The sequence below is a fragment of the Acidisoma cellulosilyticum genome, assembly GCF_020621385.1.
GTDB classification, from domain to species: Bacteria; Pseudomonadota; Alphaproteobacteria; order Acetobacterales; family Acetobacteraceae; genus Acidisoma; species Acidisoma cellulosilyticum.
Genome location: NZ_JAESVA010000003.1, coordinates 603,263 through 625,359 on the forward strand (window position 1 = coordinate 603,263; position 22,097 = coordinate 625,359).

19 protein-coding genes are annotated in these 22,097 nt (G+C 65.1%); 8 read left to right on the top strand and 11 right to left on the bottom strand.

The genetic code is table 11. From position 1 onward, the window contains the following. Nucleotides 1–23: 23 nt before the first annotated feature. The 3 genes from ACELLULO517_RS11615 to ACELLULO517_RS11625 are packed head-to-tail and all read left to right on the top strand — an operon-like array spanning nucleotide 24 to nucleotide 2,265. Nucleotides 24–884, top strand: coding sequence for a ParA family protein (locus ACELLULO517_RS11615; RefSeq protein WP_456304389.1), 861 nt, complete (start codon nucleotides 24–26; stop codon nucleotides 882–884). Beyond that, entirely contained in the window at nucleotides 881–1,750 is an 870-nt protein-coding gene (locus ACELLULO517_RS11620) for a ParB/RepB/Spo0J family partition protein (protein ID WP_227307526.1), read from the top strand. Before ACELLULO517_RS11615 ends, ACELLULO517_RS11620 begins: the two co-directional genes overlap by 4 nt. Before the next feature lie 11 nt (nucleotides 1,751–1,761). Then, nucleotides 1,762–2,265 carry a DUF1178 family protein gene (locus tag ACELLULO517_RS11625; protein WP_227307527.1) on the top strand — a complete coding sequence of 168 codons (504 nt, stop codon included), beginning with the start codon at nucleotides 1,762–1,764 and terminating at the stop codon, nucleotides 2,263–2,265. Between the two features lie 33 nt (nucleotides 2,266–2,298). On the opposite strand, the gene ptsP is transcribed toward ACELLULO517_RS11625, so the two are convergent. From ptsP to ACELLULO517_RS11640, 3 genes are read right to left on the bottom strand one after another with little or no spacing between them, the layout of a single operon-like run. After that, nucleotides 2,299–4,629, bottom strand: a complete 2,331-nt coding sequence (gene ptsP / locus ACELLULO517_RS11630; RefSeq protein WP_227307528.1) for a phosphoenolpyruvate--protein phosphotransferase — start codon at nucleotides 4,627–4,629, stop codon at nucleotides 2,299–2,301. Beyond that, nucleotides 4,604–5,683 carry an NAD(P)H-dependent flavin oxidoreductase gene (locus tag ACELLULO517_RS11635; RefSeq protein ID WP_227307529.1) on the bottom strand — a complete coding sequence of 360 codons (1,080 nt, stop codon included), beginning with the start codon at nucleotides 5,681–5,683 and terminating at the stop codon, nucleotides 4,604–4,606. The genes ptsP and ACELLULO517_RS11635 overlap by 26 nt, the downstream gene beginning before the upstream one ends. Beyond that, entirely contained in the window at nucleotides 5,673–6,890 is a 1,218-nt protein-coding gene (locus tag ACELLULO517_RS11640; protein ID WP_227307530.1) for an aspartate kinase, read from the bottom strand. The genes ACELLULO517_RS11635 and ACELLULO517_RS11640 overlap by 11 nt, the downstream gene beginning before the upstream one ends. Nucleotides 6,891–7,058: 168 nt before the next feature. Between ACELLULO517_RS11640 and ubiG the strand changes: the two genes are divergently transcribed. The 5 genes from ubiG to ACELLULO517_RS11665 all read left to right on the top strand — a co-directional run bounded on the left by ubiG (nucleotide 7,059) and on the right by ACELLULO517_RS11665 (nucleotide 11,498). After that, complete coding sequence (gene ubiG, locus ACELLULO517_RS11645; protein WP_227307531.1) at nucleotides 7,059–7,772, top strand: bifunctional 2-polyprenyl-6-hydroxyphenol methylase/3-demethylubiquinol 3-O-methyltransferase UbiG; 714 nt, start codon at nucleotides 7,059–7,061, stop codon at nucleotides 7,770–7,772. A gap of 28 nt (nucleotides 7,773–7,800) precedes the next feature. Next, nucleotides 7,801–8,022 (top strand): hypothetical protein, encoded by a 222-nt coding sequence (locus tag ACELLULO517_RS11650; RefSeq protein WP_227307532.1) that lies wholly within the window; start codon nucleotides 7,801–7,803, stop codon nucleotides 8,020–8,022. Nucleotides 8,023–8,089: 67 nt separating this feature from the next. After that, entirely contained in the window at nucleotides 8,090–9,094 is a 1,005-nt protein-coding gene (locus ACELLULO517_RS11655; protein ID WP_227307533.1) for a dihydroxyacetone kinase subunit DhaK, read from the top strand. A gap of 59 nt (nucleotides 9,095–9,153) precedes the next feature. Beyond that, the gene (locus ACELLULO517_RS11660; RefSeq protein ID WP_227307534.1) at nucleotides 9,154–10,257 is read left to right on the top strand and encodes an alcohol dehydrogenase catalytic domain-containing protein; all 1,104 of its coding nucleotides are present in this window, start codon (nucleotides 9,154–9,156) and stop codon (nucleotides 10,255–10,257) included. A gap of 209 nt (nucleotides 10,258–10,466) precedes the next feature. Then, nucleotides 10,467–11,498 carry a sugar-binding transcriptional regulator gene (locus ACELLULO517_RS11665; RefSeq protein ID WP_227307535.1) on the top strand — a complete coding sequence of 344 codons (1,032 nt, stop codon included), beginning with the start codon at nucleotides 10,467–10,469 and terminating at the stop codon, nucleotides 11,496–11,498. On the opposite strand, the gene ACELLULO517_RS11670 is transcribed toward ACELLULO517_RS11665, so the two are convergent. The 8 genes from ACELLULO517_RS11670 to ACELLULO517_RS11705 form a co-directional block, all read right to left on the bottom strand. Continuing rightward, nucleotides 11,419–12,138, bottom strand: a complete 720-nt coding sequence (locus ACELLULO517_RS11670; RefSeq protein ID WP_227307536.1) for a response regulator — start codon at nucleotides 12,136–12,138, stop codon at nucleotides 11,419–11,421. The genes ACELLULO517_RS11665 and ACELLULO517_RS11670 overlap by 80 nt on opposite strands. Next, complete coding sequence (locus ACELLULO517_RS11675; protein WP_227307537.1) at nucleotides 12,135–14,804, bottom strand: sensor histidine kinase; 2,670 nt, start codon at nucleotides 14,802–14,804, stop codon at nucleotides 12,135–12,137. The genes ACELLULO517_RS11670 and ACELLULO517_RS11675 overlap by 4 nt, the downstream gene beginning before the upstream one ends. A 24-nt stretch (nucleotides 14,805–14,828) precedes the next feature. Next, nucleotides 14,829–15,854, bottom strand: a complete 1,026-nt coding sequence (locus ACELLULO517_RS11680; RefSeq protein ID WP_227307538.1) for an enoyl-CoA hydratase/isomerase family protein — start codon at nucleotides 15,852–15,854, stop codon at nucleotides 14,829–14,831. 64 nt (nucleotides 15,855–15,918) lie between these two features. Beyond that, nucleotides 15,919–17,856, bottom strand: coding sequence for a Hint domain-containing protein (locus tag ACELLULO517_RS11685; RefSeq protein ID WP_227307539.1), 1,938 nt, complete (start codon nucleotides 17,854–17,856; stop codon nucleotides 15,919–15,921). A 92-nt stretch (nucleotides 17,857–17,948) separates the two neighbouring features. After that, a complete protein-coding gene (gene hisD, locus ACELLULO517_RS11690) occupies nucleotides 17,949–19,250 on the bottom strand; it encodes a histidinol dehydrogenase (RefSeq protein ID WP_227307540.1) in 1,302 nt (433 codons plus the stop codon). After that, on the bottom strand, nucleotides 19,250–19,993 hold the full coding sequence (hisG, locus tag ACELLULO517_RS11695) for an ATP phosphoribosyltransferase (RefSeq protein WP_227307541.1): 744 nt from the start codon (nucleotides 19,991–19,993) through the stop codon (nucleotides 19,250–19,252). The genes hisD and hisG overlap by 1 nt, the downstream gene beginning before the upstream one ends. A gap of 44 nt (nucleotides 19,994–20,037) precedes the next feature. After that, the gene (locus ACELLULO517_RS11700; protein ID WP_227307542.1) at nucleotides 20,038–21,147 is read right to left on the bottom strand and encodes a hypothetical protein; all 1,110 of its coding nucleotides are present in this window, start codon (nucleotides 21,145–21,147) and stop codon (nucleotides 20,038–20,040) included. Nucleotides 21,148–21,229: 82 nt separating this feature from the next. Beyond that, the gene (locus ACELLULO517_RS11705; protein ID WP_227307543.1) at nucleotides 21,230–22,030 is read right to left on the bottom strand and encodes a CDP-diacylglycerol diphosphatase; all 801 of its coding nucleotides are present in this window, start codon (nucleotides 22,028–22,030) and stop codon (nucleotides 21,230–21,232) included. Nucleotides 22,031–22,097 lie beyond the last annotated feature (67 nt).

Below are 22,097 nucleotides of genomic sequence, written 5' to 3' on the forward strand. Positions count from 1 at the left end.
GCGCCTCCTCCCGCCTGCGCGCGATGATCGATTCAGACCGCAAACTGGTCTCGGCCGATCTCGCTGACCGCAAGCTAGCGCCGCCCCCGTCATCGACCCGCGTTCTCGCTATCGCCAATCAAAAGGGCGGTGTCGGCAAGACCACGACAGCGATCAATCTGGCGACGGCCCTGGCCGCAACCGGCTATGCCGTGCTGCTGATCGACCTCGACCCGCAAGGCAATGCCTCGACCGGCTTCGGCCTGCCGCGCAATGCCCGCGGCACCGGCACCTATTCCGTTCTGGTGGAAGGCACGCCGGTTGCCGATGCGGTCCGCGAGACCATCGTGCCGGGCCTGTCCATCCTGCCGGCCGACCCCGATCTGTCGGCCGCCGAGCTGGAATTGGTCTCCGTCGAACGGCGGGAGACCCGGCTGCGCGACGCTTTGGAAGCCTGGCCGGATCGGGCGCGGCATCATTTCGTCATCATCGACTGCCCGCCCAGCCTCGGTCTGCTCACCCTCAACGGCTTGCTGGCCGCCAATGACGTGATCGTGCCTTTGCAGTGTGAATTTTTTGCGCTTGAGGGCATCACTCAGATCACCCAGACTATCGAGGCCGTGCGGCGCAGGCTGAACCCTGGCCTCTCGCTCCATGGCATTGTGCTGACGATGTATGACCGCCGGAACAATCTCTCGGATCTGGTGGCGGATGACGTCCGCAGCTTCTTCGGTAAGAAAGTGTATGAGACTGTGATTCCCCGAAATATCCGCATTTCCGAAGCGCCCAGCCACGGCAAGCCGGTCATGCTCTATGACTTCCGCTCCCCCGGCGCCCAGGCCTATATCCGCCTCGCGGCCGAGCTTGTGGATCGCCTCGGGCTGCCCACGGATCGCGCGGCGTGAGCGCGCGTGACGCTGGCCCCAGACTGGGCCGTGGCCTCGCGGCCCTGCTGGGTGAGGATAGCAATACCGGTCCGCGCTCTGCCGTCATCCAGCATATCGCGCTCGATCTGCTAACCCCCGGCCCCTTTCAGCCGCGCACGCAGTTGGACCCGTCGGAATTGGCGGCACTGGCCGCCTCCATTCGGGAACAGGGCGTCCTGCAGCCGATTTTGGCCCGGCCCGATCCCAAAAATCGTGGTCATTTCCAGATCATCGCGGGGGAGCGGCGGTGGCGCGCGTCGCAGCAGGCCGGCTTGCATGAAATCCCGGCTCTGGTCCGCGAATTGGAAGACACGGCCGCCATGGCGGCTGCCCTGGTCGAAAACCTGCAGCGCGAAGACCTCAACCCCATCGACGAAGGCGAAGGCTATCGCCGCTTGATGGAGGAGTTTTCGCTGACGCAGGAACGGGTCGCCGATAGCGTCGGCAAGTCGCGCAGCCATATCGCCAATACGGTCCGCCTGCTCAAACTGCCCTCGGCCGTTCAGGTCGAACTTCGTCGCGGCACCATCAGCGCCGGCCATGCGCGCGCGCTGCTGACACACCCTGATCCGGCGAAGGCAGCGCTCGCCGTCATCGCCCAGGGTCTGAATGTGCGTCAGACCGAGGCGCTGACCAGCCGCCAGGGCCAAGGCGAAGACGGCGCGCCCAAGCGTCGCGAGGCGCCACCCAAGGACCCGGATACAAGGTTGATCGAGCGGGAATTGGAGGAACGGCTCGGCCTTGCCGTCTCCATCACCGCCCGCGGTCGCGGCGGCAGCCTGCAGCTTCAGTATAAAACCTTCGAGCAGTTGGAAGGTCTTATCACCCTTCTCATGCAGAAATAGTCGCGGTTTCAATGATCCACTATCAGCTTCAATGCCATCAGGGCCATGCCTTCGACGGCTGGTTCAAAGACAGCGCGTCCTTCGACGATCAGGCCAAAGCCGGTTTCGTCAACTGCCCCGGCTGCAACAGCACCGAGGTCACAAGGGCGCTGATGGCGCCATCGCTCGGTCGCGGCACGAAGAAATTCGAAACGACCGCGCCCAAGATCGAGCCGCCTCGCGCCGATAATCGGGACAGCCTGCCGGTGGCCGCCACAGGTCCCACCGCCGCCGCCATTGCCGAAAACGGCCTGCCGGACAATGTCCGCGCGCTGCTGCAACGGCTCAGGTCGGAAGTCGAACGCAGCTGTGACTATGTGGGCGCCGAATTCGCCGAGGAAGCCCGCCGCATCCATTACGGTGAGACCGACCCCCACGGCATTTACGGGGAGGCCACGGCGACCGAGGCGGAAGCGCTGGCCGAGGAAGGGATCGATATCGGCGTCCTGCCCTGGCTGCCCCGCTCCGACAGCTGATCCTTCGGTAAGGTTAAGGTCGCGACGGCCGGATCAAACCGGCAATCCGTGTTCCCGCGCCCAGCTGCTGAGCGGGTCGCGCAGGCTCGCCGCCAGCGGGTTATGGCTGCGGATGGCGCTCAGCACCTTGCGGAAGCCGGCCAGATCGACCTTGCGCAGCAGCGTCTTCACGCGCAGCAGCGAAGCCGGCGACATCGACAGCGAATGGAACCCAAGGGCGACCAGGATCAGCGCCTCCAACGGCCGCCCGGCCGCCTCGCCGCAGAAGGACAGCCAGACGCCCTCCGCCTCCGCGTGGCGCACGACGGAATCCAGCAAATCCAGCACCGGCGGTGAAATCAGGTCGTAGCGACCGGCCAGATTAGGCGTGCCGCGATCGGCCGCGAACAGAAACTGCATCAGATCGTTCGATCCGACCGAGACGAAATCGACCTCTTTCATCAGCTGCGGCAGCTGCCACAGCAGCGCCGGCACTTCCAGCATGGTGCCGACCTGCAGACGCGCCGGCCTGTGCTCAAGCCGCGCCACCTCGGCCTCCAGCAGGCCGCGCGCCGCGCGAAATTCCCCGATCGTCGCGACCATCGGAAACATGATCGACAGATCCCGGCCCTGCGCCGCCGACAGCATGGCGCGCAGCTGGCGCCGCAGGATCATCGGCCGGTCAAGCCCGATGCGCAGCGAGCGCCATCCCATGGCCGGATTTTCGCTCTCCGGCAGATTGGCGGTCGGCAGCAGCTTATCGCCGCCCAGATCGAGGGTGCGGAACAGAACCGGGCGCCCGGCCGCACGATCTAGCACCCGCGTATATTCCGCGATCTGCCGGCCCATGAGCTTTTCGCTCGCCAGAAAACCTTCCTCGGCGGCGTGGTCGGCCAGCGGCGATTCCGGCCTGTGCTGTGCCAGGAGCGCAATTTCGGTGCGATACAGGCCGATACCGGCAGCACCGGTCGCTTCAAGCTGCGGCAATTCCAACGGCAGGCCGAGATTGATCATTAGCGATAGGCTGACACCGTCCGCCGTCACCGCCGGCTGATCACGAAGCGCGAGGGATTGCGCCGCCTGCGCCCGTTCCAGCGTGATCGCGCTGGCATAGGCCTGGCGCACCTCATCGCCGGGGCGGAGGATGAAAATCCCGTCCTCGGTATCCAGAATACCTTCGTCGCCGTCCTGGCAGGCATCGACGACACCGCGGGCGTCCGACAGCGCCGGCAGCCCGAGAGACCGCGCCAGAATGGCCGCATGCCCGGCCGCACTGCCTTCTTCGATGACGATTCCGGCGATACCGCGCGCATGCCAATCCAGCAGCTCGGCCGGGCCCAGACGCCGGGCGACCAGAATCGCCCCTGCCATCTCCTGCACATCCACGATAGGGCGCGGCTGCCCACACGGGTCCAGGCGATGCAGCTGGGCGACCAGGCGATTGCCCAGATCCTCGATATCGACCAACCGCTCGCGCAGATAAGGGTCGGGGATCCGCCGCATCTTCTCGCGCAGCTCCCCCAGCACGCGGATCACTGCAGCCTCGGCCGAAAACCCGCCCTCGATCATGGAGGAGACACGCTTCAGCCAGCCGGCATCGGCCGCGATCATACGATAGGCCGCGATGATATCGCTCGACGCATCGTCGGTCATGGAGGCCGAGGTACCGCGAATAAGCTCCTCCAACCCGTGGCGCATCTGCTCGCTGGCCGTCACCAGGCGCTGCTGTTCCACCGCAGGATCGGCCGCCAGAACCTGGCGATGCGCGAAGCGCTGCTCGGCCCGCACGATCGGTCCCATGACGATGCCGGAGGCCAGCGCCAGCCCATCGAACCGCCTGGGCAAGGTCGCGCCGAAGCCTTCGTCCCGCACTTCCACGGCACCGGCCGCCGTCAGCATCTCCGCCAACAGCATGGCAACCGTTTCCAGCGATTCCTGTTCGATATCGGAGAAGCGGCGCGGCGCACGATTCTGCACCGTCAGCACGCCGATGATATGGCCCGAGCGGCGGACGGGAATGGCAAGCAGGGACGCGAAGGCCGCCTCCCCGGTCTCGGGCCGCTGGGCGAAGGCCGGGTGTTCACGGGCATCGGCCAGGTTCAGCGCACTGCCCATGGCCGCCACCAGCCCGACGATGCCTTCGCCCAGCCGCAGGCGCGTGCGGCCGACGGCTTCCAGTTCCAGTCCGCAGGTCGCGATGAGTTCAAGAACCTCGCCGGTCCGCATCACGTAAAGCGAGCAGACCTCCGTCGCCAATTCACCGGCGACGAGTTCGATCAGCTTGGGAAGCGGCGTATTCCCAAGGGCCAGGCGCTCCCGCAGACTTGCGAAGAGCCGCCTGGGCGTCCAGGGCGCAGTATCAGAGCGCGGGGCGGGCTGGTCCACGACTTACCAGCATCGCTTCGGCCTCGTCGAGCAGCTGGGCGATGACGGCCGCCACGGGCCGTTCCTCGCGCACCATACCCACCGACTGGCCGGCCATGACAGACCCCTCGTCCACATCCCCCTCGATCACCGCACGCCGCAGCGCGCCGGCCCAGAAATGCTCGATCGAAAGCTGACCTTCCTCCCGGCTCACTTCATTCGCCTGGAAGCGCTGCAGGGTTTCAGCCTGCACCTGCAAAAAGCGCTTCGTGCCGGCATTGGTCAGCCCGCGCACGGGAATGACCGGAAAGCGCTCGTCCAGCTGGACGGAGGGCAGCGCATCCCGCGCATTGGCGCGGAAAAACGCCTTTTTGAAATTGGCATGGGCAATGCTCTCGCTGGTCGCCGCGAAAAGCGTGCCCAGCTGCGCGCCGGCCGCGCCCATTTCCAGCAGGCCCAGGATCGCGTCGCCGCGCCCCAGACCGCCGGCCACGAAAACCGGCACGTCGCGCATCACGGGCAGAATTTCCTGCGCCAGCACCATCAGCGAGACGGGGCCGATATGCCCGCCGGCTTCCGAGCCTTCGATGACCAGCGCATCCGCGCCCGAGCGCACCAGGCGCTTGGCCAGAACCAAGGCCGGCGCGAAGCAGACAAGCTTGGCGCCGCCATCCTTCACGGCTCGGACAGCCGCGCCCGAGGGCACACCGCCGGCCAGCACGATATGGCCGACGCCGGCCCGCAGGCAGACCGCGATCAGCTCATCCAATGCCGGATGCATGGTGATCAGATTGACGCCGAAGGGCTGTTTCGTCAGCGCCTGGGTGCCCGCGATCTCGGCCTCCAGCAAAGCCGGCGACATCGAGCCGCAGGCGATCACGCCGAAACCGCCGGCATTCGAAATCGCCGCCACCAGATGGCGTTCGCTCACCCAGCTCATCGCCCCGCCCATGATGGCGTAGCGGCTGCCGAGGAAGGCCGTTCCCCGGCTCCACAAGGCGTCCAATTGCGGCGAAACCGCGCGGTCCAGGCTCTCGGTCGCCGTCACGGCATTACGCTCCAGATCAAGCTGCATCGAGGCCATAGGCCGTGTGAAGGGACCGCACCGCAAGCTCGGTATAGTCCGAGGCGATCAGGATGCTCACCTTGATTTCGCTGGTCGAAATCACCTGGATATTGATCCCCTTCTCGGCCAGCGCCTTGAACATCGTGCTGGCGATACCGGCATGGCTGCGCATGCCGACACCCACGACGCTGATCTTGGCGACATTGGTATCGGCCAGCAAATCCGCGTAGCCGATATCGACCCGCTTCTGCGCCAGTGCCGCCTGGGCGCGCGCCAGATCGGTCTTGCCGACGGTGAAGGTCATGTCGGTCATGCCCTCCTCGGAAATATTCTGGACGATCATATCGACATTCACATTCTCGTCCGCGAGCGTGGTGAAGACCGCCGCCGCCACACCCGGCCGGTCCGGCACCCGCCGCACGGTGAGCTTTGCCTCATCGCGCGAATAGGCGATTCCGGACACGATTTCCTTTTCCACGATCTCATCCTCATCCACGACAAGCGTGCCGGGCAGGTCCTGGAAGCTGGACAGGACCTGAACGCGCACGCGTTCCTTCATCGCCAATTCGACGCTACGCGTCTGCAATACTTTCGCACCGACCGAAGCCAGCTCCAGCATTTCTTCGAAGGAAATGCGTTCAAGCTTCCGTGCTTTGGGCACCATACGCGGGTCGGTCGTATAGATGCCATCGACATCCGTATAGATGTCGCAACGATCGGCCTTCAGGGCTGCCGCCAGCGCCACCGCCGAGGTGTCCGACCCACCCCGGCCGAGCGTGGTGATGCGGTTATCCGGGCCGATGCCCTGGAAGCCGGTGACGACCGCGACCTGACCCAGACCCATACGCCGCACCAATTCGCTGCCCTCGATCCGCTCGATCCGGGCCTTGCCATGGGCGCCATCGGTATGAAACGGCACCTGCCAGCCGGCCCAGGACCGCGCCTCGATGCCGAGATTCTGCAACGCAATCGCGACCAGGCCGGCGGTAATCTGCTCGCCGGTCGAAACCACGGCGTCATATTCCCGCGCGTCATGCAGGGGCGAGAGGCTCTGGCACCAGCCAACCAACTGATTGGTGGTGCCGGACATGGCCGAGACCACGACCGCTACCTCATTCCCGGCCTCGACCTCACGGCGGACGCGCTCAGCGACATTACGAATACGATCGAGATCGGCGACGGAGGTGCCGCCGAACTTCATGACAATCCGGGCCATGATACCTTTCCAAAGCAATCCCATGCGGGATCGCATTCCAAGCTTCGCCTCTCTGGTCGTCACGGGGAATAGGCGCGCGGCGGCCGAGGCTTTATGACTGCGCCGAGGCCGACAAGCAGGCCTCCGTGCGGCCGGAACACATAGCCGCGCTATAGCTCAGGGGCAATGATGCAGGACGGAACTCTTTCAGACGCCGAAATCGCCCGCTTCGACGCGCTGGCCGAAGAATGGTGGGCGCCGAAGGGTCCGATGGCGCCGCTGCATCAAATGAACCCGCTGCGCGCGGATTGGGTGGAGGCGCAGACAAAGCGGCATTTCGCCGGCATACCATCGGCGGACATGCTCGATATCGGCTGCGGCGCCGGGCTTCTGTCGGAAGCGCTGGCCAAGAAAGGATTTTCCGTTCTGGGGCTCGATGCGGCACCTGCCGCCATTCGTGCGGCGGAAACGCATGCCGAGGGGCAAAATCTTCCTCTCCGCTACCGTCTCGGGCGATTGGAGGATGTGCTCGGCGAAGGGCATCGCTTCCCCGTCGTCACAGCTCTGGAAGTCATCGAACATATCCCCGAACCCCAGGCTTTCATGCACCTTCTGGCGCAAGCCTTGGCCCCGGGTGGGATGCTCTTCGTCTCCACGCTCAACCGCACGATCAGGTCTCTGCTCACCGCGAAGATCGGGGCCGAGTATATCGCGCGCCTCCTCCCTGCCGGCACGCATAGCTGGCAGCAATTCATCGCACCCAAAGCCCTGAGCAGCATGGCTGGGCAAGCCGGGCTCAGGACGGTTGCCAGCGCCGGTATGAGCTTCAATCCTTGGCGACAGCGCTGGGTGGAAAGTCGCGATCTGTCGATCAACTATATCCTGGCCTTCTGCAAAGACTGACAAGCCCGCCCTCGCGCGGATTGTTGCGGTGCAGAATTTCTCATGCACCGCTCAATCGCTCAGCCTGCAAAGACGCTCAAAAGCCCTCTTTCACCGGTTTCTTGCCCAAGCAACCGGCGCGGCGGTGAAAAATCGCCGCCCTGAAGCGAAAATGCCGCCGGACATCGCTCACATCACCGGCGCGATGACCGAGCGATTGTGTTCAAGCATTGACAATTGCGCAGGCTCGGAAGAAACTCCCGCGCAATAAATGCATAAATCTAAGGGGGAGGTTATCGACATATGACCGCCATGGTACAATGCGCAGGTGATCGGGCGTGAACCGCATCATCAATGATCCCGAGATGGTCGCCGACGAAACGATCGCCGGCGTTCTCAAAGCATTTCCTGAGCTGCTGTCGCCGACCGCGCATCCGCGCGTGCTGCGCGCGACGCAACAGCGTGGCCCCGGCAAGGTCGGCATCGTCACCGGCGGCGGCTCCGGCCATGAGCCCGCCTTCCTCGGCTTCGTCGGCCCCGGCCTGTGCGATACCGTCGCCTGCGGCGAAATCTTCGCCTCGCCCACCGCCAAAAGCTTTCACGAGGCCTTCAAGGTTGCCGATACCGGCGCCGGCGTCGCCTGCCTTTACGGCAATTATGCCGGCGACAATATGAACGTGAAGATGGCGATCAAGCTCGCTGCCAAGGACGGTGTTACGGTCCGCACGGTCGTCGCCAATGACGATGTCGCCTCCGCGTCCAAGGAAGATGCCAGCAAGCGTCGCGGCGTCGCCGGCGAAATCATGATGTGGAAGACGGCCGGCGCATTGGCCGACGAAAGTGGCAGCCTGGACGACGTCATCGCCGTCGCGCAGAAGACGATCGATGCCACGGGCAGCGTCGGCATCGGCCTCTCCGCCTGCACCATTCCCGCCGCCGGCAAGCCCAATTTCACCATCGCGCCGGGCATGATGGAAGTCGGCATCGGCCATCATGGTGAGCCGGGCGTCGCCGTCATGCCCATCAAGCCGGCCAGCGAGATGGCCGGTCTCATGCTCGACCGTATTCTGGAAGACAAGGCCTTCGGCAAGGGCGAGGATGTCGCCGTCCTCATCTCCGGTCTCGGCGCCACGCCGATCATGGAGCTTTACCTGCTCTATAATCATGTCGACGAGATGCTGCGCAGCCGGGGCATCACGCCGCGCCATCGGTTCGTCGGCAATTACTTCACCTCGCTGGAAATGATGGGCGCTTCGATCACCCTCACCCGGCTGGATGGCGAATTGGACCGCCTGCTCGGGAAGCCCGCGCATTCGCTCGGTCTGACGGTACTCGGCCGCTAAGTAAAAAGAACGTCGCACGCCCGATGGAAGGGCGCCGCGAATTTGAGGGACAGCAAGATATGAGCAGCATCACTCTGCCTAACGATCTCCCCGCCATGATGGACGCCGTCGTCGCCTACGCGCCCGGCGACTATCGTTTCGAACAGGTCGAGGTTCCCCGCGCCGGACCCGATGACATCATCATCGAGGTCGAGGCCGTCGGCATCTGTGCCGGCGACATCAAATGCTTCCAGGGCGCGCCCTCCTTCTGGGGTGACGACAAGGGCCAGCCGAAATACGTCAAGCAGCCGATGATCCCGGGCCATGAATTCATCGGCCGCGCGGTTGAAATCGGCGCCAATATCGAGCGCGAAGGCCGCTTCAAGCTCGGCGACCGCCTGATCTCGGAACAGATCGTGCCTTGCGACAAATGCCGCTATTGCCAGCGCGGCGAATACTGGATGTGCGAGGTTCATGACCTTTACGGTTTCCAGAACAACGTCAACGGCGCCATGGCCCGCTATATGCGCTTCCCGAAGACCAGCCGCACCTATCACGTGCCGGAAGAACTCTCTCTCGAAGCGGCCGCCCTGATCGAACCCTTCGCCTGCTCGGTCCATGCCGTGAACCGCGCCAAGATCGAGTTGGACGATATCGTCGTGCTGGCCGGCGCCGGCACGCTCGGCCTCGGCATGGTCGGCACCGCGCGTCTCAAGAACCCGACCAAGCTCATCGTCCTCGACACCAAGGCCGATCGTCTGGCGCTCGCCAAGAAGTTCGGCGCCGATATCGTGATGAACCCGCTTGAGGTCGATGTCGTCGCCGAGGTCAAGAAAATGACCGGCGGTTACGGTTGCGATGTCTATATCGAGGCGACCGGTCATCCGGCCAGCGTCCGCCAGGGCCTCAATATGATCCGCAAGCTCGGCCGCTTCGTCGAATTCAGCGTCTTCGGCGAGGAAGTGACGGCGGATTGGAGCATCATCGGCGACCGCAAGCATCTGGATATCTACGGCGCCCATCTCGGCCCCTATTGCTATCCCTTCACCATCGCCGCGCTCACCGACGGCCGCCTGCCCTTCGAGGGCGTCGTCACCCACAAGCTGCCGCTGAAGGATTTCAAGACCGGCTTCGACCTGATGAAGAAGGGTGACAACTCCATCAAGACCATCCTTATTCCGTAAGAATCGCGACCTAACCTGCACGGGTAGATCCCCGGACTTGGTCCGGCGATCTACCCGCTCCCACCTGCGATACCGCCCGCCGGCGATAAGACCCGCATCCGGGGAACGACCCTCCTAAGCGAGGGCGATTGCGCTTTCACGCAACTTGCCCCAACAATAATAACGAAAACGAAAATCAGATGTCCGATCCACAAAGGCGATCCTGGCCCATGCTGCAGCGTCCCGACGAAAAGGATGCCGAGCTCGACGTCATGACCGAGATTGCGGCGCTCTATTACGCTGACCAGGTGACGCAGGAGGAGCTGTCGCAGCGCTTCGGCATGTCACGCGCCAAGATCGGGCGCCTGCTGAAACGCGCGCGGGAGGAAGGCATCGTCGAAATCCGTGTGCGGCCCCATCCCGGCGTCGCCGGGGAGATCGAGAAGGAATTCATCCGCCGCTTCGGCATCGACCGGCTGATCGTCGCGGTCGACCATCGCGATCAGGAGACGCAGCGTCAGGCGGTCGCCAGCCTCGTCGCCGCCCATCTCACCCGCGTGCTCCGCGACGGCATGATCGTCGCCGTCGGCATGGGCCGCAATGTCGGGGCGGTCGCGGATGGTGTCGTCACGCCCCCCAACCAGCGCTCCGTCACCTTCGTCTCGGCCATCGGCGGATCGCTGCGGGCGGGGGAGATCATGAATTCAGACCATATCTGCCGCCGTCTCGCTGCCCGTTTCGGGGGCGAAAGCGAAACGCTCTATGCGCCGGCTTTGGTTGAGACGCCGGCCATCCGGGACGTTCTGCTGCAGAACGATACCGTACGGCAAACGCTGGATCGCGCCCGCCGGGCCGATATCGCCATCATCGGTGTGGGCGACCTCAGCGAGGACAGCAATATGGTCCGCATGGGCTGGTTCACGCCGCAGGAGGTGACGGAAGCCCGCCTCGCCGGCACCATCGGTGATATGATGGGCTATGATTTCTTCGATATTCAGGGCCAGCCCTCGGGCCGGCCGCTGCATGGACGCATCATGGGCCTGACGACCTCGGAATTGCGGCGCATCCCCAATGTCGTGGCCATCGCCAGCGAAAGCACCAAGGCCGCCGGTATTCTGGGTGCGCTGCGCACCGGGGCGATCAATACGCTCGCGACCAGCCTCAGCAATGCCCATACCGTGCTCAGCCTGGATGATGCGACGCGGTCGCGGCAACCGGCGGCGCCTCTGCCAGCAGCCGGTAGCCCACACCCGGCTCATTGATCAGCAGCGCCATCGTCTCGGGCGCCAGCTTCTGGCGCAGATGCCAGATATAGACGCGCAGATATTGCAGATCCTCGGCATGGGCCGGTCCCCAGACCGCCGTCAGCAATTGCCGGTGGGTGACGACACGACCCAGATTGCGCATGAGGATTTCCAGCAGCGCGAATTCGCGCTTTGACAGCGACAGCAAAGCCCCATTCTCGCGCAGCTCGCGCTTGTCCAGGTCGAGCGTCAGCGCGCCCGCCCGCAGAACCGGATCAAGCCCGTCCTGCATCCGGCGATGTCGCAACCCGGCGCGGATCCGCGCCAGCAACTCGCCGATGCCGAAAGGTTTTTCGACGTAATCATCGGCGCCATTGTCCAGCGCCATGATCTTCTGCGCTTCCTGATCGCGCGCGGATAGGATGATGACGGGTATGGCACTGAAAGCACGCAGACGTTGCAGCAGCTTCTGCCCGTCCTCGTCGGGCAGACCGAGGTCGAGCAGGATCAGATCGGGCGCGCGGCTGGCGGCCAGACGCAGCCCCTCGCCGCCCGTCATTGCCTGCTCAACCTCATAGCCGGATGCTTCCAGCGCGGGCACCAGAAAGCGATGGATCTGCTTTTCATCGTCGATGACAAGAATGCGGGCGCCGGTCATCGGTCTATCTCTTCCGCAAGCGGCAGGCTGATGGTGATGACCGTGCCCGGCAACCCATCCCGCGGCAGGTCGGGACGCGGGCTGAGGGCGGAGATCGTGCCGCCCATGGCCTGGACAAAACCCCGCGCGATGGCCAGGCCAAGGCCGGTGCCGGGGGCGACCCGGTCGCCATGTTTCGCACGATAGAAACTGTCGAAGACCTGAGCGAGATCCTCGGGCGGAATGCCGATGCCCTCATCCGCCAGGGTGATGATCACCCGCCCCTTCTCTTCCAGCGCCAGCAGACGGATGCCCGCGCCCTCGGGCGAATACTTGACCGCGTTTTCCAGAATATTGGTCAGCGCCTGTTCCAACAGGCTGCGATCGGCCCGGCAGGCAAGACCCTCTGACACGCTCACCGCCATATGCAAGGCGCCGGGCACCCGGCTGCACACGGCATCGATCAGCGGCGCGAGGTCCAAGCCCGTCAGACGCGGCGTGATATCCCCGCCCTCCAGCCTTGTCAGGTCCATGATATTGCTGAGGAAGCGCGTCATCCGGCCGACATCCTCCTCGATGCTGGCCAGCAGATCCTGCCGCGTCGGCTCGGACAGCCTCTCCCAACTGGCCCGCAGGGTTTCGGCGGAACCACGGATGCCGGTCAGCGGCGTGCGCAGATCATGCGACAGGGAATTGAGCAAAGCCGTGCGCAGCGCCTGGGTTTCGGACAAGGCCTCGCCCCGCGCGGCCTCCGCCGCCAGACGCACGCGCTCCAATGCCACCGCCGCCTGATCCGCCAAAGCCAGGACAGCCTGCAGGCTGGGTGTCGAGAGCAGCCCAGCGGCGGGCGGGCGGAAGCCGAGCACACCGACGGTGCCACGGCTGGTGCGGATGGGCAGAAAGCGCCAGGGGGCGGAGGGCAAGGTCGCGGTCCCTGAACCGGCTTCCTCCTGCCGGGCCAAGGTCCAGCGCGCGGCGGCCAGGCTGCTCTCGTCCAGGGCTGGGCTGCCCTCGGGCCGCAAGGCCCGCACGGTAAGGCCAGCCGGCGTATCGGTCAGCACCGCCGCTTCCGGGGCCAGGGCCGCCGCCTGCTGCGCGATCTCGACCATCAGCTCGTCCTCGGTCGCGGGCTCGCCCAGCCGGCGGCTGAACAGACCGATGCGGCGCAGACCCTCGATCCGCCCCTGCGCCGCCAGCGCTTCGGCCCGCACGCGACCGGCGAGCAGACCGGTGGAGCTGGCCACGATGCCGAAGACGACCAGCGCCACCACATCGCGCGGGTCGTTGATGGTGAGTTGATAGAGCGGCGGCAGGAAAAAGAAATTCCAGCTCAGGAAGCCAAGTGCCGCCGCGAAAAGGCCGATGGCCAGACCGTAGAAGGCCGCCACCGCCATGACGGCCGCCAGAAACACCATGCCCAGCGCTTCATGGTTCAGCCAAGGCTGCGACAATTCGCCGATCCCGACCACCAGGGCGATCACCCCGATACCGGCGATCCAAGGCAGCGGCGCGCGCGGCAGCCTGGGCCAAAACCGGCGCGGCGAGCGTTCGGCCGTCGACGGCACAACCAGCAGGTTGACGTCGCTGCCTTGCCGCAGAAGCTGTTCCGCGAGCGTCGCGCGCGCCCAAAACCGTCTTGCCAGATGGCGAAAGCGCCGCGGCCGCGCTGCACCGATCACGATCTGCGTCACATTGCGCCGGGCTGCAATCTCCAGCGCAATGGATACGACATCGCGCCCGGCCTGGGTCTCGACCTCCGCGCCGAGCGTTGCGGCCAGCGCCTTCGGGCCCTGGGATTTCAGAAGCCCCGACAGCCCGTCTTTCGGCCGCTCGACATGCAGGGCAATCCAGGGCGCGTGCAGCGCATCGGCCAATTGCTTCGCGCGCCTGACCACCGCCTCGGCCGAGGCATCGGCCCCGATCAGCGCCAGAATGCGCTCGCTCGCCGGCCAAGGCCCCTTGATGGCATTGAGCCGCATATAGCCGCGCACATCGGCATCGACATGCTGCGCCACCCGCCGCAAGGCAATCTCGCGCAAAGCCGTCAGATTGCCTTCCCGGAAAAAGGCATTCAGCGCCCGCCGCGCCGTCTCCGGCCGGTAGATCCTGCCCTCGGTCAGGCGTTTGCGCAGCTCCGCGGGCGTGATGTCGATCAGCTCGATCTCGCCCGCCAGTTCCAACACCTGATCGGGCAGCGTCTCCGTCACGCGCACGCCGGTGATGCGGGCCACGTCATCGTTCAGGCTTTCCAGATGCTGCACGTTCAGCGTCGCCCAGACCGGGATGCCCGCTTCCAGCAGCTCGGCCACATCCTCCCACCGTTTGGCGTGCCGGCTGCCCGGCGCATTGGTATGGGCCAGTTCGTCAATCAGGATCAGCGCCGGGCGCCGGGCGATGGCCCCTTCCAGATCAAATTCCGCCAGCGCCTGATCGCGATAGGGCATCAGCTTGGGCGGCAGGATGGGAAGATCGCCGATCTGCGCCTCGGTCTCGGCCCTGCCATGGGTCTCGACCACGCCGATCAGTACATCGACGCCTTCGCGCGCCCGCTGCCGTCCGGCCGCGAGCATTTCCCAGGTCTTGCCGACGCCGGGCGCGGCGCCGAGGAAAATGCGCAAGCTCGCCCGGCCCTCGGTCGTCAGGGCGGCCGCCAAAGCATCCGGGTCCGGGCGGTTGTCCTCACGCATGCTGCTTCATACCGGTCATTGCCGTTAAGGACGAAACAGATCCCGGATCATGCGTGGATCGACATCCTCCAGCCTCGCCGGCTGCCATCGGGGCTTGCGGTCCTTATCGACCAGCATGGCGCGCACGCCTTCCGCGAATTCCGGCAGGCGCATCAGGCGCTGCGCCAGACGCAGTTCGGCGGCAAGCGCGCTGTCCAGATCCATCCGCGCGCCCGCTTTCAGTGACGTCAGGCTCCAGCACAAAGCCGACGGCGAATGACGACGCAACTCAGCAAGCGTCGCCCGCGCCCAATCGCTGTCCATCGCCTCCAATCGCGCCAGGATGTCGGGCAAGCTCTCGGCCGAAAAACTCTGGTCGATGGCGGACAGGACGGGTGCCAGGGAATAGGCCGGCAACGGCGCGCTGAAATGCGCGATCGCCGCCCGACCGTCACGGACCAGCGCATCGCCGAGTTCAGCCAGACGCTCGGACGGCACGAAGGCGGTGCCTAGCCCCGCATGCACCGCATCGGCACCGGTCAGCCTTGCCCCGGTCAGGCCGAGATAGAAGCCGAGCGCGCCCGCCAGGCGCGGCAGAAAATAGCTCGCGCCGACGTCAGGGGCGAAACCGATCGCCGTCTCAGGCATGGCGAAAACCGCCGTCTCCGTCACGATGCGATCGGACCCATGGACGGAAATCCCCAAACCGCCCCCCATGCAGGCGCCGTGCATCAGGCTGAGATAGGGTTTCGGAAAATGCGCGATGGCAGCGTTCAACGCATATTCCTCGGCGAAGAATGTCTCTGCCGCCTCAAAATCACCGGCCAGAACCTCGGCGCGCACGCGGCGGACATCGCCCCCGGCACAAAACGCGCGGCCCTCGCCTTCCAGAATAACGATCTCGATCTCCGGATCATCCTGCCATAGCCGCAGCTGCGCATGCAGCGCCCGGATCATGGCGAGGTCGAGGGCATTCAAGGCCTGCGGACGCCGAAGCATCAGCCGCCCTGCCCGGCCGACGCGCCTTGCCTCCAAACCCACCGCTTCGGCTGCTATGCCTTCGCTCGCCATCCCCGCCCCCTCGCCAAAGATCGTGGGAGGGAGCTTGAACGTCCTATCGCCTGTGAGGCAATCCTTACGCCGCGCGTGTCAGCTGCTGCGCCCTCGCCCGGTCGGTCAAAATCCCGCGCACCCGATCGACCTTGGTCCCTGTCACGCGGATGGGGGCAAAGGCCAGGGCGTCGCGCAGGAACTGCACATCGCGCGGCACCGCATCCACGTCGGACCATTCGGTGCGGCCAAGGCCCAGCGCCGCACGGTCGCCGATATCGAGATAGGTTTCCGCAGGCAGGCCATGCGCCAGAACCACATCGTGATGCGCCAGCTCGATATGATGATAGCGCACCTCCGCCCGCCCAGGCTGCGTCACGGTCAGCCCGTTGAGCAGATATTTGATCGGAATCAACACGCCTTCCGCCAGCACGGCATGATCGGGCGACAGAAAAAGATCCTTATCCGGCATCCCGGGGCCGAAGGCATGTGCGTCGATCCTGACCGGCAAAACGGCCGCCGGGTTGCCATGCCGGTCGCAATCGACCAGCGCCGCGCCGGTCCAGGTGACGGGCAGAACCTCCCCCGAGACGGTCAGCACCGCATCGCCGACCCGCAATGCCTCGACCGCGACTTCACCATACGGGGTCGCGATCCCCGTGCCGGCAACGAAACAGGGCAGCAGCGTCACGGTGGTATTGGCTCCCACGGTCTGCACATGCAGCGTGCCCGCACCATGGGCGGTGAAGGTCAGCACTTCCGAGACCCCGCCGCTGGTCAAGGTCAGGTTCGATCCGCTGACGCTGGCGGTGACACCGGTCACACCGCTGAGCAGAATACTGTCGGCGGCCGCAAACCCGGTGATGGTTTCACCACCGAAACCGGCAAAGCTTCCGGCCAGCTGCCAGGCATCGCCGGCATCGAAGGCGATGGTGCCGAAAGCGGTGATCTGGCCGCCGATCCCGCTCAAGGTTCCGGTCGTGCCGGACGCTTCGGCCCCGAGTTCCAGCACGCTGCCGCCGCCGCCGCCGATGACGTCGCCGATGAAAACGCCACCGCTTTGGACCGTCAGATTATTCGCGCGCCCGTCCGCGAAGCTGACGGCCGTGCCCGCCGCGCCGGCGTCGATGGTTCCGGCATTGATCACCGTGCCGCCGCCATTGACCATGACGCCGAGCTCGGTCGAGACGATGGCCGCGCCGCTGAGATTGGTGATGCGGCCACCCGCCAGAAGATAGACGCCGACATCGCTGCCATAGACATAGCCGGCATTGCTGACGGTCGCGGTCGCCCCCGCCGCGACGATACCGTCATAGGACCCGATGACCGATCCGCTGGCCGTATTCGTCACCGTGCCGCCGGCGGCGAGATAGATGCCGTAACCGTTCAAGCCGAGAGCATCGATGACAGCGCTATTGGTGACGATACCCGCCGCGCCGTAGACGGAAACGCCCGAGAAATCGCCATAGATGCCGGTCGTGCCGGTATTGATGACGGTGCCGCCGCTTTCCAGCGCGACGCCATTGCCCTGCAGCGTCGTCGTTTCGATCAGGCCGGAATTATTGACGGTGCCGAGGCCGCCCGCGATATCGATGCCGCCGATACCGCCATAGATCGTGCCGGCGTTCAGATTGGTAACGCTGCCGCCGGCGCCGAAATAGATGCCGTCATAAAGATTGTTGGGCGAGCCTGGGACGATCTTGGTCGGGCTTGAATCGATCGTCCCGCTATTGGTGACGGAGGCCTTACCCCCGGTGACAGTGATGCCGTTATTGTACCCGGCAATCACGCCGCTATTGGCGATGCTCCCCGCCGCCGCAAGATCAATCCCGTTCGCACCGGGGCCCGATGCGGTGATCGTACCTGCGTTAACGATTGACCAACCTGACACCGGTACAGTGCCGGCCGGCCCGATGATCGCATCACCCGATGTCGTCACGACCGAGCCGGCGGCGGTGACCGTCGTTGGACTGGTGGTCAGCGTTACGCTTCGCGTAATCGCCGTTGAAATCGTCCCCGACATGATCCCTCCACGCGCTGATGGAAGATCTTTAAACGGGACTACTGAAGCCAATCTTAAGTCGGACAGTGATTCCGATTAAGATTAGCTTTTCGTTACAATATGTTTTTTGTGTCCAGACGGATAGCGATGGATTGCGCATGCGCTGTCAACCCTTCCGTCTCAGCCAGACGCACCGCCGCCGGACCGACCTGCGCCAGCGCGGCCGCGTCACCCTCGACCCAGGTCGTGCGCTTGATGAAGTCGAAGACCGAGAGGCCGGAGGCGAAACGCGCCGTGCGCCCGGTCGGCAGAACATGGTTCGGGCCCGCCACGTAATCCCCCACCGCTTCCGGCACGAAACGGCCAAGGAAGACAGCGCCGGCATGACGCACCTGGGCGAAGAAACCCTGCGGCTCCGCCATCATCACCTGCAGATGTTCCGGCGCAAGACGGTTCACCAAATCCGCTGCCTCCGACCAGTCGGCGACCAGCAGAATGGCGCCATGCTTGTCCCAGCTCGCCTGGGCGATCGCGGCGCGCGGCAGGGTTTTCAGCGCATCCGCCACGGCCTGCGCCACGGCATCCGCGAAAGCCGCGTCATCGGTGATCAGGATGCTCTGCGAGGATTCGTCATGCTCGGCCTGGGCCAGCAGGTCCAGCGCCACATGCGTCGGGTCGTTCTCGGCATCCGCCACGACCACGACTTCCGAAGGACCGGCAATACCGTCGATGCCGACCCGCCCGAAAACCTGCCGCTTCGCTTCCGCCACATAGGCATTGCCGGGACCGACGATCCGGTCCACCGGCGGGATCGTCGCTGTGCCATAGGCGAGCGCGGCAATCGCCTGCGCCCCACCGACACGATAGATTTCGGTCACCCCCGCGCGCTCGGCCGCTGCCAGCACCAGCGGGTTCAGCACGCCGTCCGGCGCTGGCACGCAGATCGCAATCCGCCCGACGCCCGCGACCTTGGCCGGGATCGCATTCATCAGGACGGAGGACGGATAGGCCGCCTTGCCGCCCGGCACGTAAAGCCCGACCGCATCCAGCGCCGACCAGCGCATGCCGAGCCGGTAGCCGGCCGCATCCGTCATCACCAGATCCTGCGGCCGCTGCGCGCGATGAAAGGCCTCGATCCGCGTCGCCGCCAGATCCAGCGCCGCCATCAACGCCGGCGCAATCTCAGCCTTGGCCGCCGCAATCTCGGCCGGCGTCACCGCCAGCCGGTCCGCCGTCATGGTCACGCGGTCGAACCGGGACGTGTAGTCGCATACAGCCGCGTCACCCCGCGCACGCACCGCGTCGATGATCGCCGTCACCTGCGGGCCGACGGTCTCCGTCGTTTCCCGCGCCTGGTCCAGCAGGCCAGCGAAAGACGCGGCAAAACCTTCGTCCTGCGTCGAAAGCCGCCGCATCACGCCTGCCCCTTTTCCGCCGCCTGACGCTCGACCGCCTGCCGTTCAACTGCCTGGCGGAACCGCGCGATCCAGGCGCCGATCACCTCGGGCCTTGTTTTCAGCGCCGTGCGATTGACGATCAACCGGCTGGAGACCGAAGCGATGACCTCCGTCTCCACCAATCCGTTTGCCTTCAGCGTCGATCCGGTCTGGACCAGATCGACGATGAGCCGGGACAGGCCGAGCTTAGGCGCCAGTTCCATCGCCCCGCTCAGATGCACGACCTCGGCATGGATGCCGCGCGCCGCATAATGCTTGCGGGCGATATTGGGATATTTCGACGCCACGCGAACGCGCGACCAGCGGGAAGGGTCATCCTTGCCCGCCGTCTCGGCAGGCTCCGCGACCGAGACCCGGCAGCGCCCGATGCCAAGATCGAGCGGCGCATAGATTTCCGCATAGTCGAATTCCATCAGCACATCGGCGCCGCAGATACCGATCTCGGCCGCGCCGAAGGCGACGAAGGTCGCGACGTCGAAGGACCGCACGCGCGCGATATCAAGCCCGGGATGGCTGGTCGGAAAGCGCAGGCGCCGCCCGCTTTCATCCACCAGGTCTTGCGGCAGGGTGATGCCCATATGGGAGAAGATCGGCACACACTCGCCCAGAATGCGGCCCTTCGGCAGGGCCATCACGATGGGGCTTTCGGCGTCGGGCGCCGTTTCCGGATCAGGGCGAGAGAGTGCGGCGGATTGGGTCATGACGGGCGGGCTCTAGCATCGCTCGCCCCTGCGGCAAAGCGCGCTCAGTGATCAGCGGCCAGGATAAAGCTGCAGAGGAAATGCAGCAGCGGGTTGCGGGCCACTTCCCCGGTCGCGGCAGGCGGCGGCGGCCGGCCGTTCATATGGTGCTCGCGATACTCCGCTGCCTTGAACCAGGGGGCGGGGTTCAGGTCGCGCATCGCCCCGATCGCCAGGTAATGGGCGAAAATATCCCGCGCCCGGCCCAGTTGATCGGCATAGGTCGCGACATAAAAATCGATGTCGAAAATCGGCAGCGGGCTGAAGCGCCGCGTCGCGCGATGTTCGAGGTAGTGGGTAAGCGCGATCTGCTCGGCCCCCAGACCATAGGCGCGGCGATACCAGCCCGGATCGAAATAGAGGCTGGGTCGATGGCCCTTGGCCTCGCCCTCCAGCACGTAATGACAAAGGGGGCTGATATCATCCGGCGGATTGTAGCGCTGGCGGTACCAGACACCGTCGAAATAGGGGTTAGGGCGGCGGTGTTCCCGCCAGCCCGAGACCGCGTAATGATCCACGGCATCAAGCCCGGCCTGATGCACGTCGGGGCCATTGATATAATAGTAATTGGGGTCGACCAGCCCGCTGTCCCGCACGATCGCCCGCTCATCCCGCGGCAGGCGGCCTTCCTGACGGCCGCAGCCCAGGTAATGCTCGAAAAGATCGAGCCCGGTCGCCGCCACATCCTGATTCTGCGCCGCATAGAATAGCGGGTCGAAATTGCGGTTTGGGCTCAATTGCCCGCTGCGACGGCCGGCCAGATAATGGGCGAGACAGGCCTGCCCATCCGGCACCTCTTGCGCCGCGCGATACCAGACCGGATCGAACCAGGCGATCGGCCGGTGCCCGGCGCTCTCCCCTTGCTCCACATAGTGCAAAAGCGGATCGCCGTCCGGTACCGCCGGGCAATGGGACCGATAGAACTCCGGATCGAAGGCAAGATTGGGCCAACGCCCCTCACGCCAGCCGGTCGTCAGATAATGGTCCACGGGATCGACGCCGGCCGAGGCGATATCGGGATAAACCGCGCGATACCACAGCCCGTCGACCGCTGCGCGCGCCGCTTCGGAAAGCTCCGGCCGGTCAGGCAAGGACAAGGCGGGTATCGAATCCAAAAGCGGCTCTTTCCCCAGGACGGCAGCCCGAAACCAAATCAAGCTGGAAGGTTATAATGCGCTCGAAGCGAATGCAAAATGCTTAAGGCAAATGACCGAGCGCGCATTGATGGTCCTGCAGATCCTCGCCGCTGCCGAAATCGGCCCTGGCCAGATCGGCCTTGCCCGCCAGCAGGATGAAGCCGGGTCCGGCCGCAGGAAACTCTGCCCCCACCAGTACCAAGGTATAGGCGCCCATCTGGCCGGATGCCCCGGGCAGGCCATCCGCCAGCAATTGGAAGGGGCTGGTCGCGCCCAGGCTTTCTCCCATGATGCGCATGACCTGATAGGGATGGCCGTGCAGCGGTTCGGGGAAGCTTGTCCAGGCTGGGGTGATCTCATTCATATGCCGCATCAGCGCCGCCTGGGTCGCTTCACTGATGCAATCCATATGGATATGGAGCTGCAGCTGCGTCCGTCCATGCACCGAATTGATAGCGAGGCTGAGATCGACCCGCGGCAGGAAATGCCCCAGACGCGCGGCGATCAGCGGGGTCTGCGACCAGGCCTGGGCGAAATAATTGGGCGTGCCGGGCTGCAGCAGCGCCGGACTTTCTATCCCCGTGATCCGCGTCGTCGGGATCAGAAGATACTGCGTCTCCCCCACGATATCCTTCAGGATCGCATAGCCGCCGCCTAAGTCGACGCGCGCGCAGGGGGCCGGATGGCCGAAGCTTTTCTGATCGACGACGCATTTGCCGTTGACGATCTTCCACAGAATATTGGGGTCTTCCGCCGCACGCACGATGACGATCGGCAGAAAAGCGATCGCCGCCGCCGCCATCACCAGCAAGGCCCGCGACGCGAAACCCGATTTCAGAGGCCATTTGTCGGAAAAGCGCATGCGTGATCCCTTGCCGCGTGGCGGTGCCGCCACCCGCTCCCCATCTTCCGGGAGCGCCGACCGTTTT

Coding starts and splice junctions, on each gene's coding strand:
- ACELLULO517_RS11675 (WP_227307537.1), bottom strand. CDS start 14,804: ATGCGTGAGGACAACCGCCCGGACCCGGATGCTTTGGCGGCCGCCCTG.
- ACELLULO517_RS11665 (WP_227307535.1), top strand. CDS start 10,467: ATGCTGCAGCGTCCCGACGAAAAGGATGCCGAGCTCGACGTCATGACC.
- ACELLULO517_RS11615 (WP_456304389.1), top strand. CDS start 24: ATGATCGATTCAGACCGCAAACTGGTCTCGGCCGATCTCGCTGACCGC.
- ACELLULO517_RS11685 (WP_227307539.1), bottom strand. CDS start 17,856: ATGTCGGGGACGATTTCAACGGCGATTACGCGAAGCGTAACGCTGACC.
- ACELLULO517_RS11625 (WP_227307527.1), top strand. CDS start 1,762: ATGATCCACTATCAGCTTCAATGCCATCAGGGCCATGCCTTCGACGGC.
- hisD (WP_227307540.1), bottom strand. CDS start 19,250: ATGCGGCGGCTTTCGACGCAGGACGAAGGTTTTGCCGCGTCTTTCGCT.
- ACELLULO517_RS11705 (WP_227307543.1), bottom strand. CDS start 22,030: ATGCGCTTTTCCGACAAATGGCCTCTGAAATCGGGTTTCGCGTCGCGG.
- ACELLULO517_RS11680 (WP_227307538.1), bottom strand. CDS start 15,854: ATGGCGAGCGAAGGCATAGCAGCCGAAGCGGTGGGTTTGGAGGCAAGG.
- hisG (WP_227307541.1), bottom strand. CDS start 19,993: ATGACCCAATCCGCCGCACTCTCTCGCCCTGATCCGGAAACGGCGCCC.
- ubiG (WP_227307531.1), top strand. CDS start 7,059: ATGCAGGACGGAACTCTTTCAGACGCCGAAATCGCCCGCTTCGACGCG.
- ACELLULO517_RS11635 (WP_227307529.1), bottom strand. CDS start 5,683: ATGCAGCTTGATCTGGAGCGTAATGCCGTGACGGCGACCGAGAGCCTG.
- ACELLULO517_RS11660 (WP_227307534.1), top strand. CDS start 9,154: ATGAGCAGCATCACTCTGCCTAACGATCTCCCCGCCATGATGGACGCC.
- ACELLULO517_RS11640 (WP_227307530.1), bottom strand. CDS start 6,890: ATGGCCCGGATTGTCATGAAGTTCGGCGGCACCTCCGTCGCCGATCTC.
- ACELLULO517_RS11670 (WP_227307536.1), bottom strand. CDS start 12,138: ATGACCGGCGCCCGCATTCTTGTCATCGACGATGAAAAGCAGATCCAT.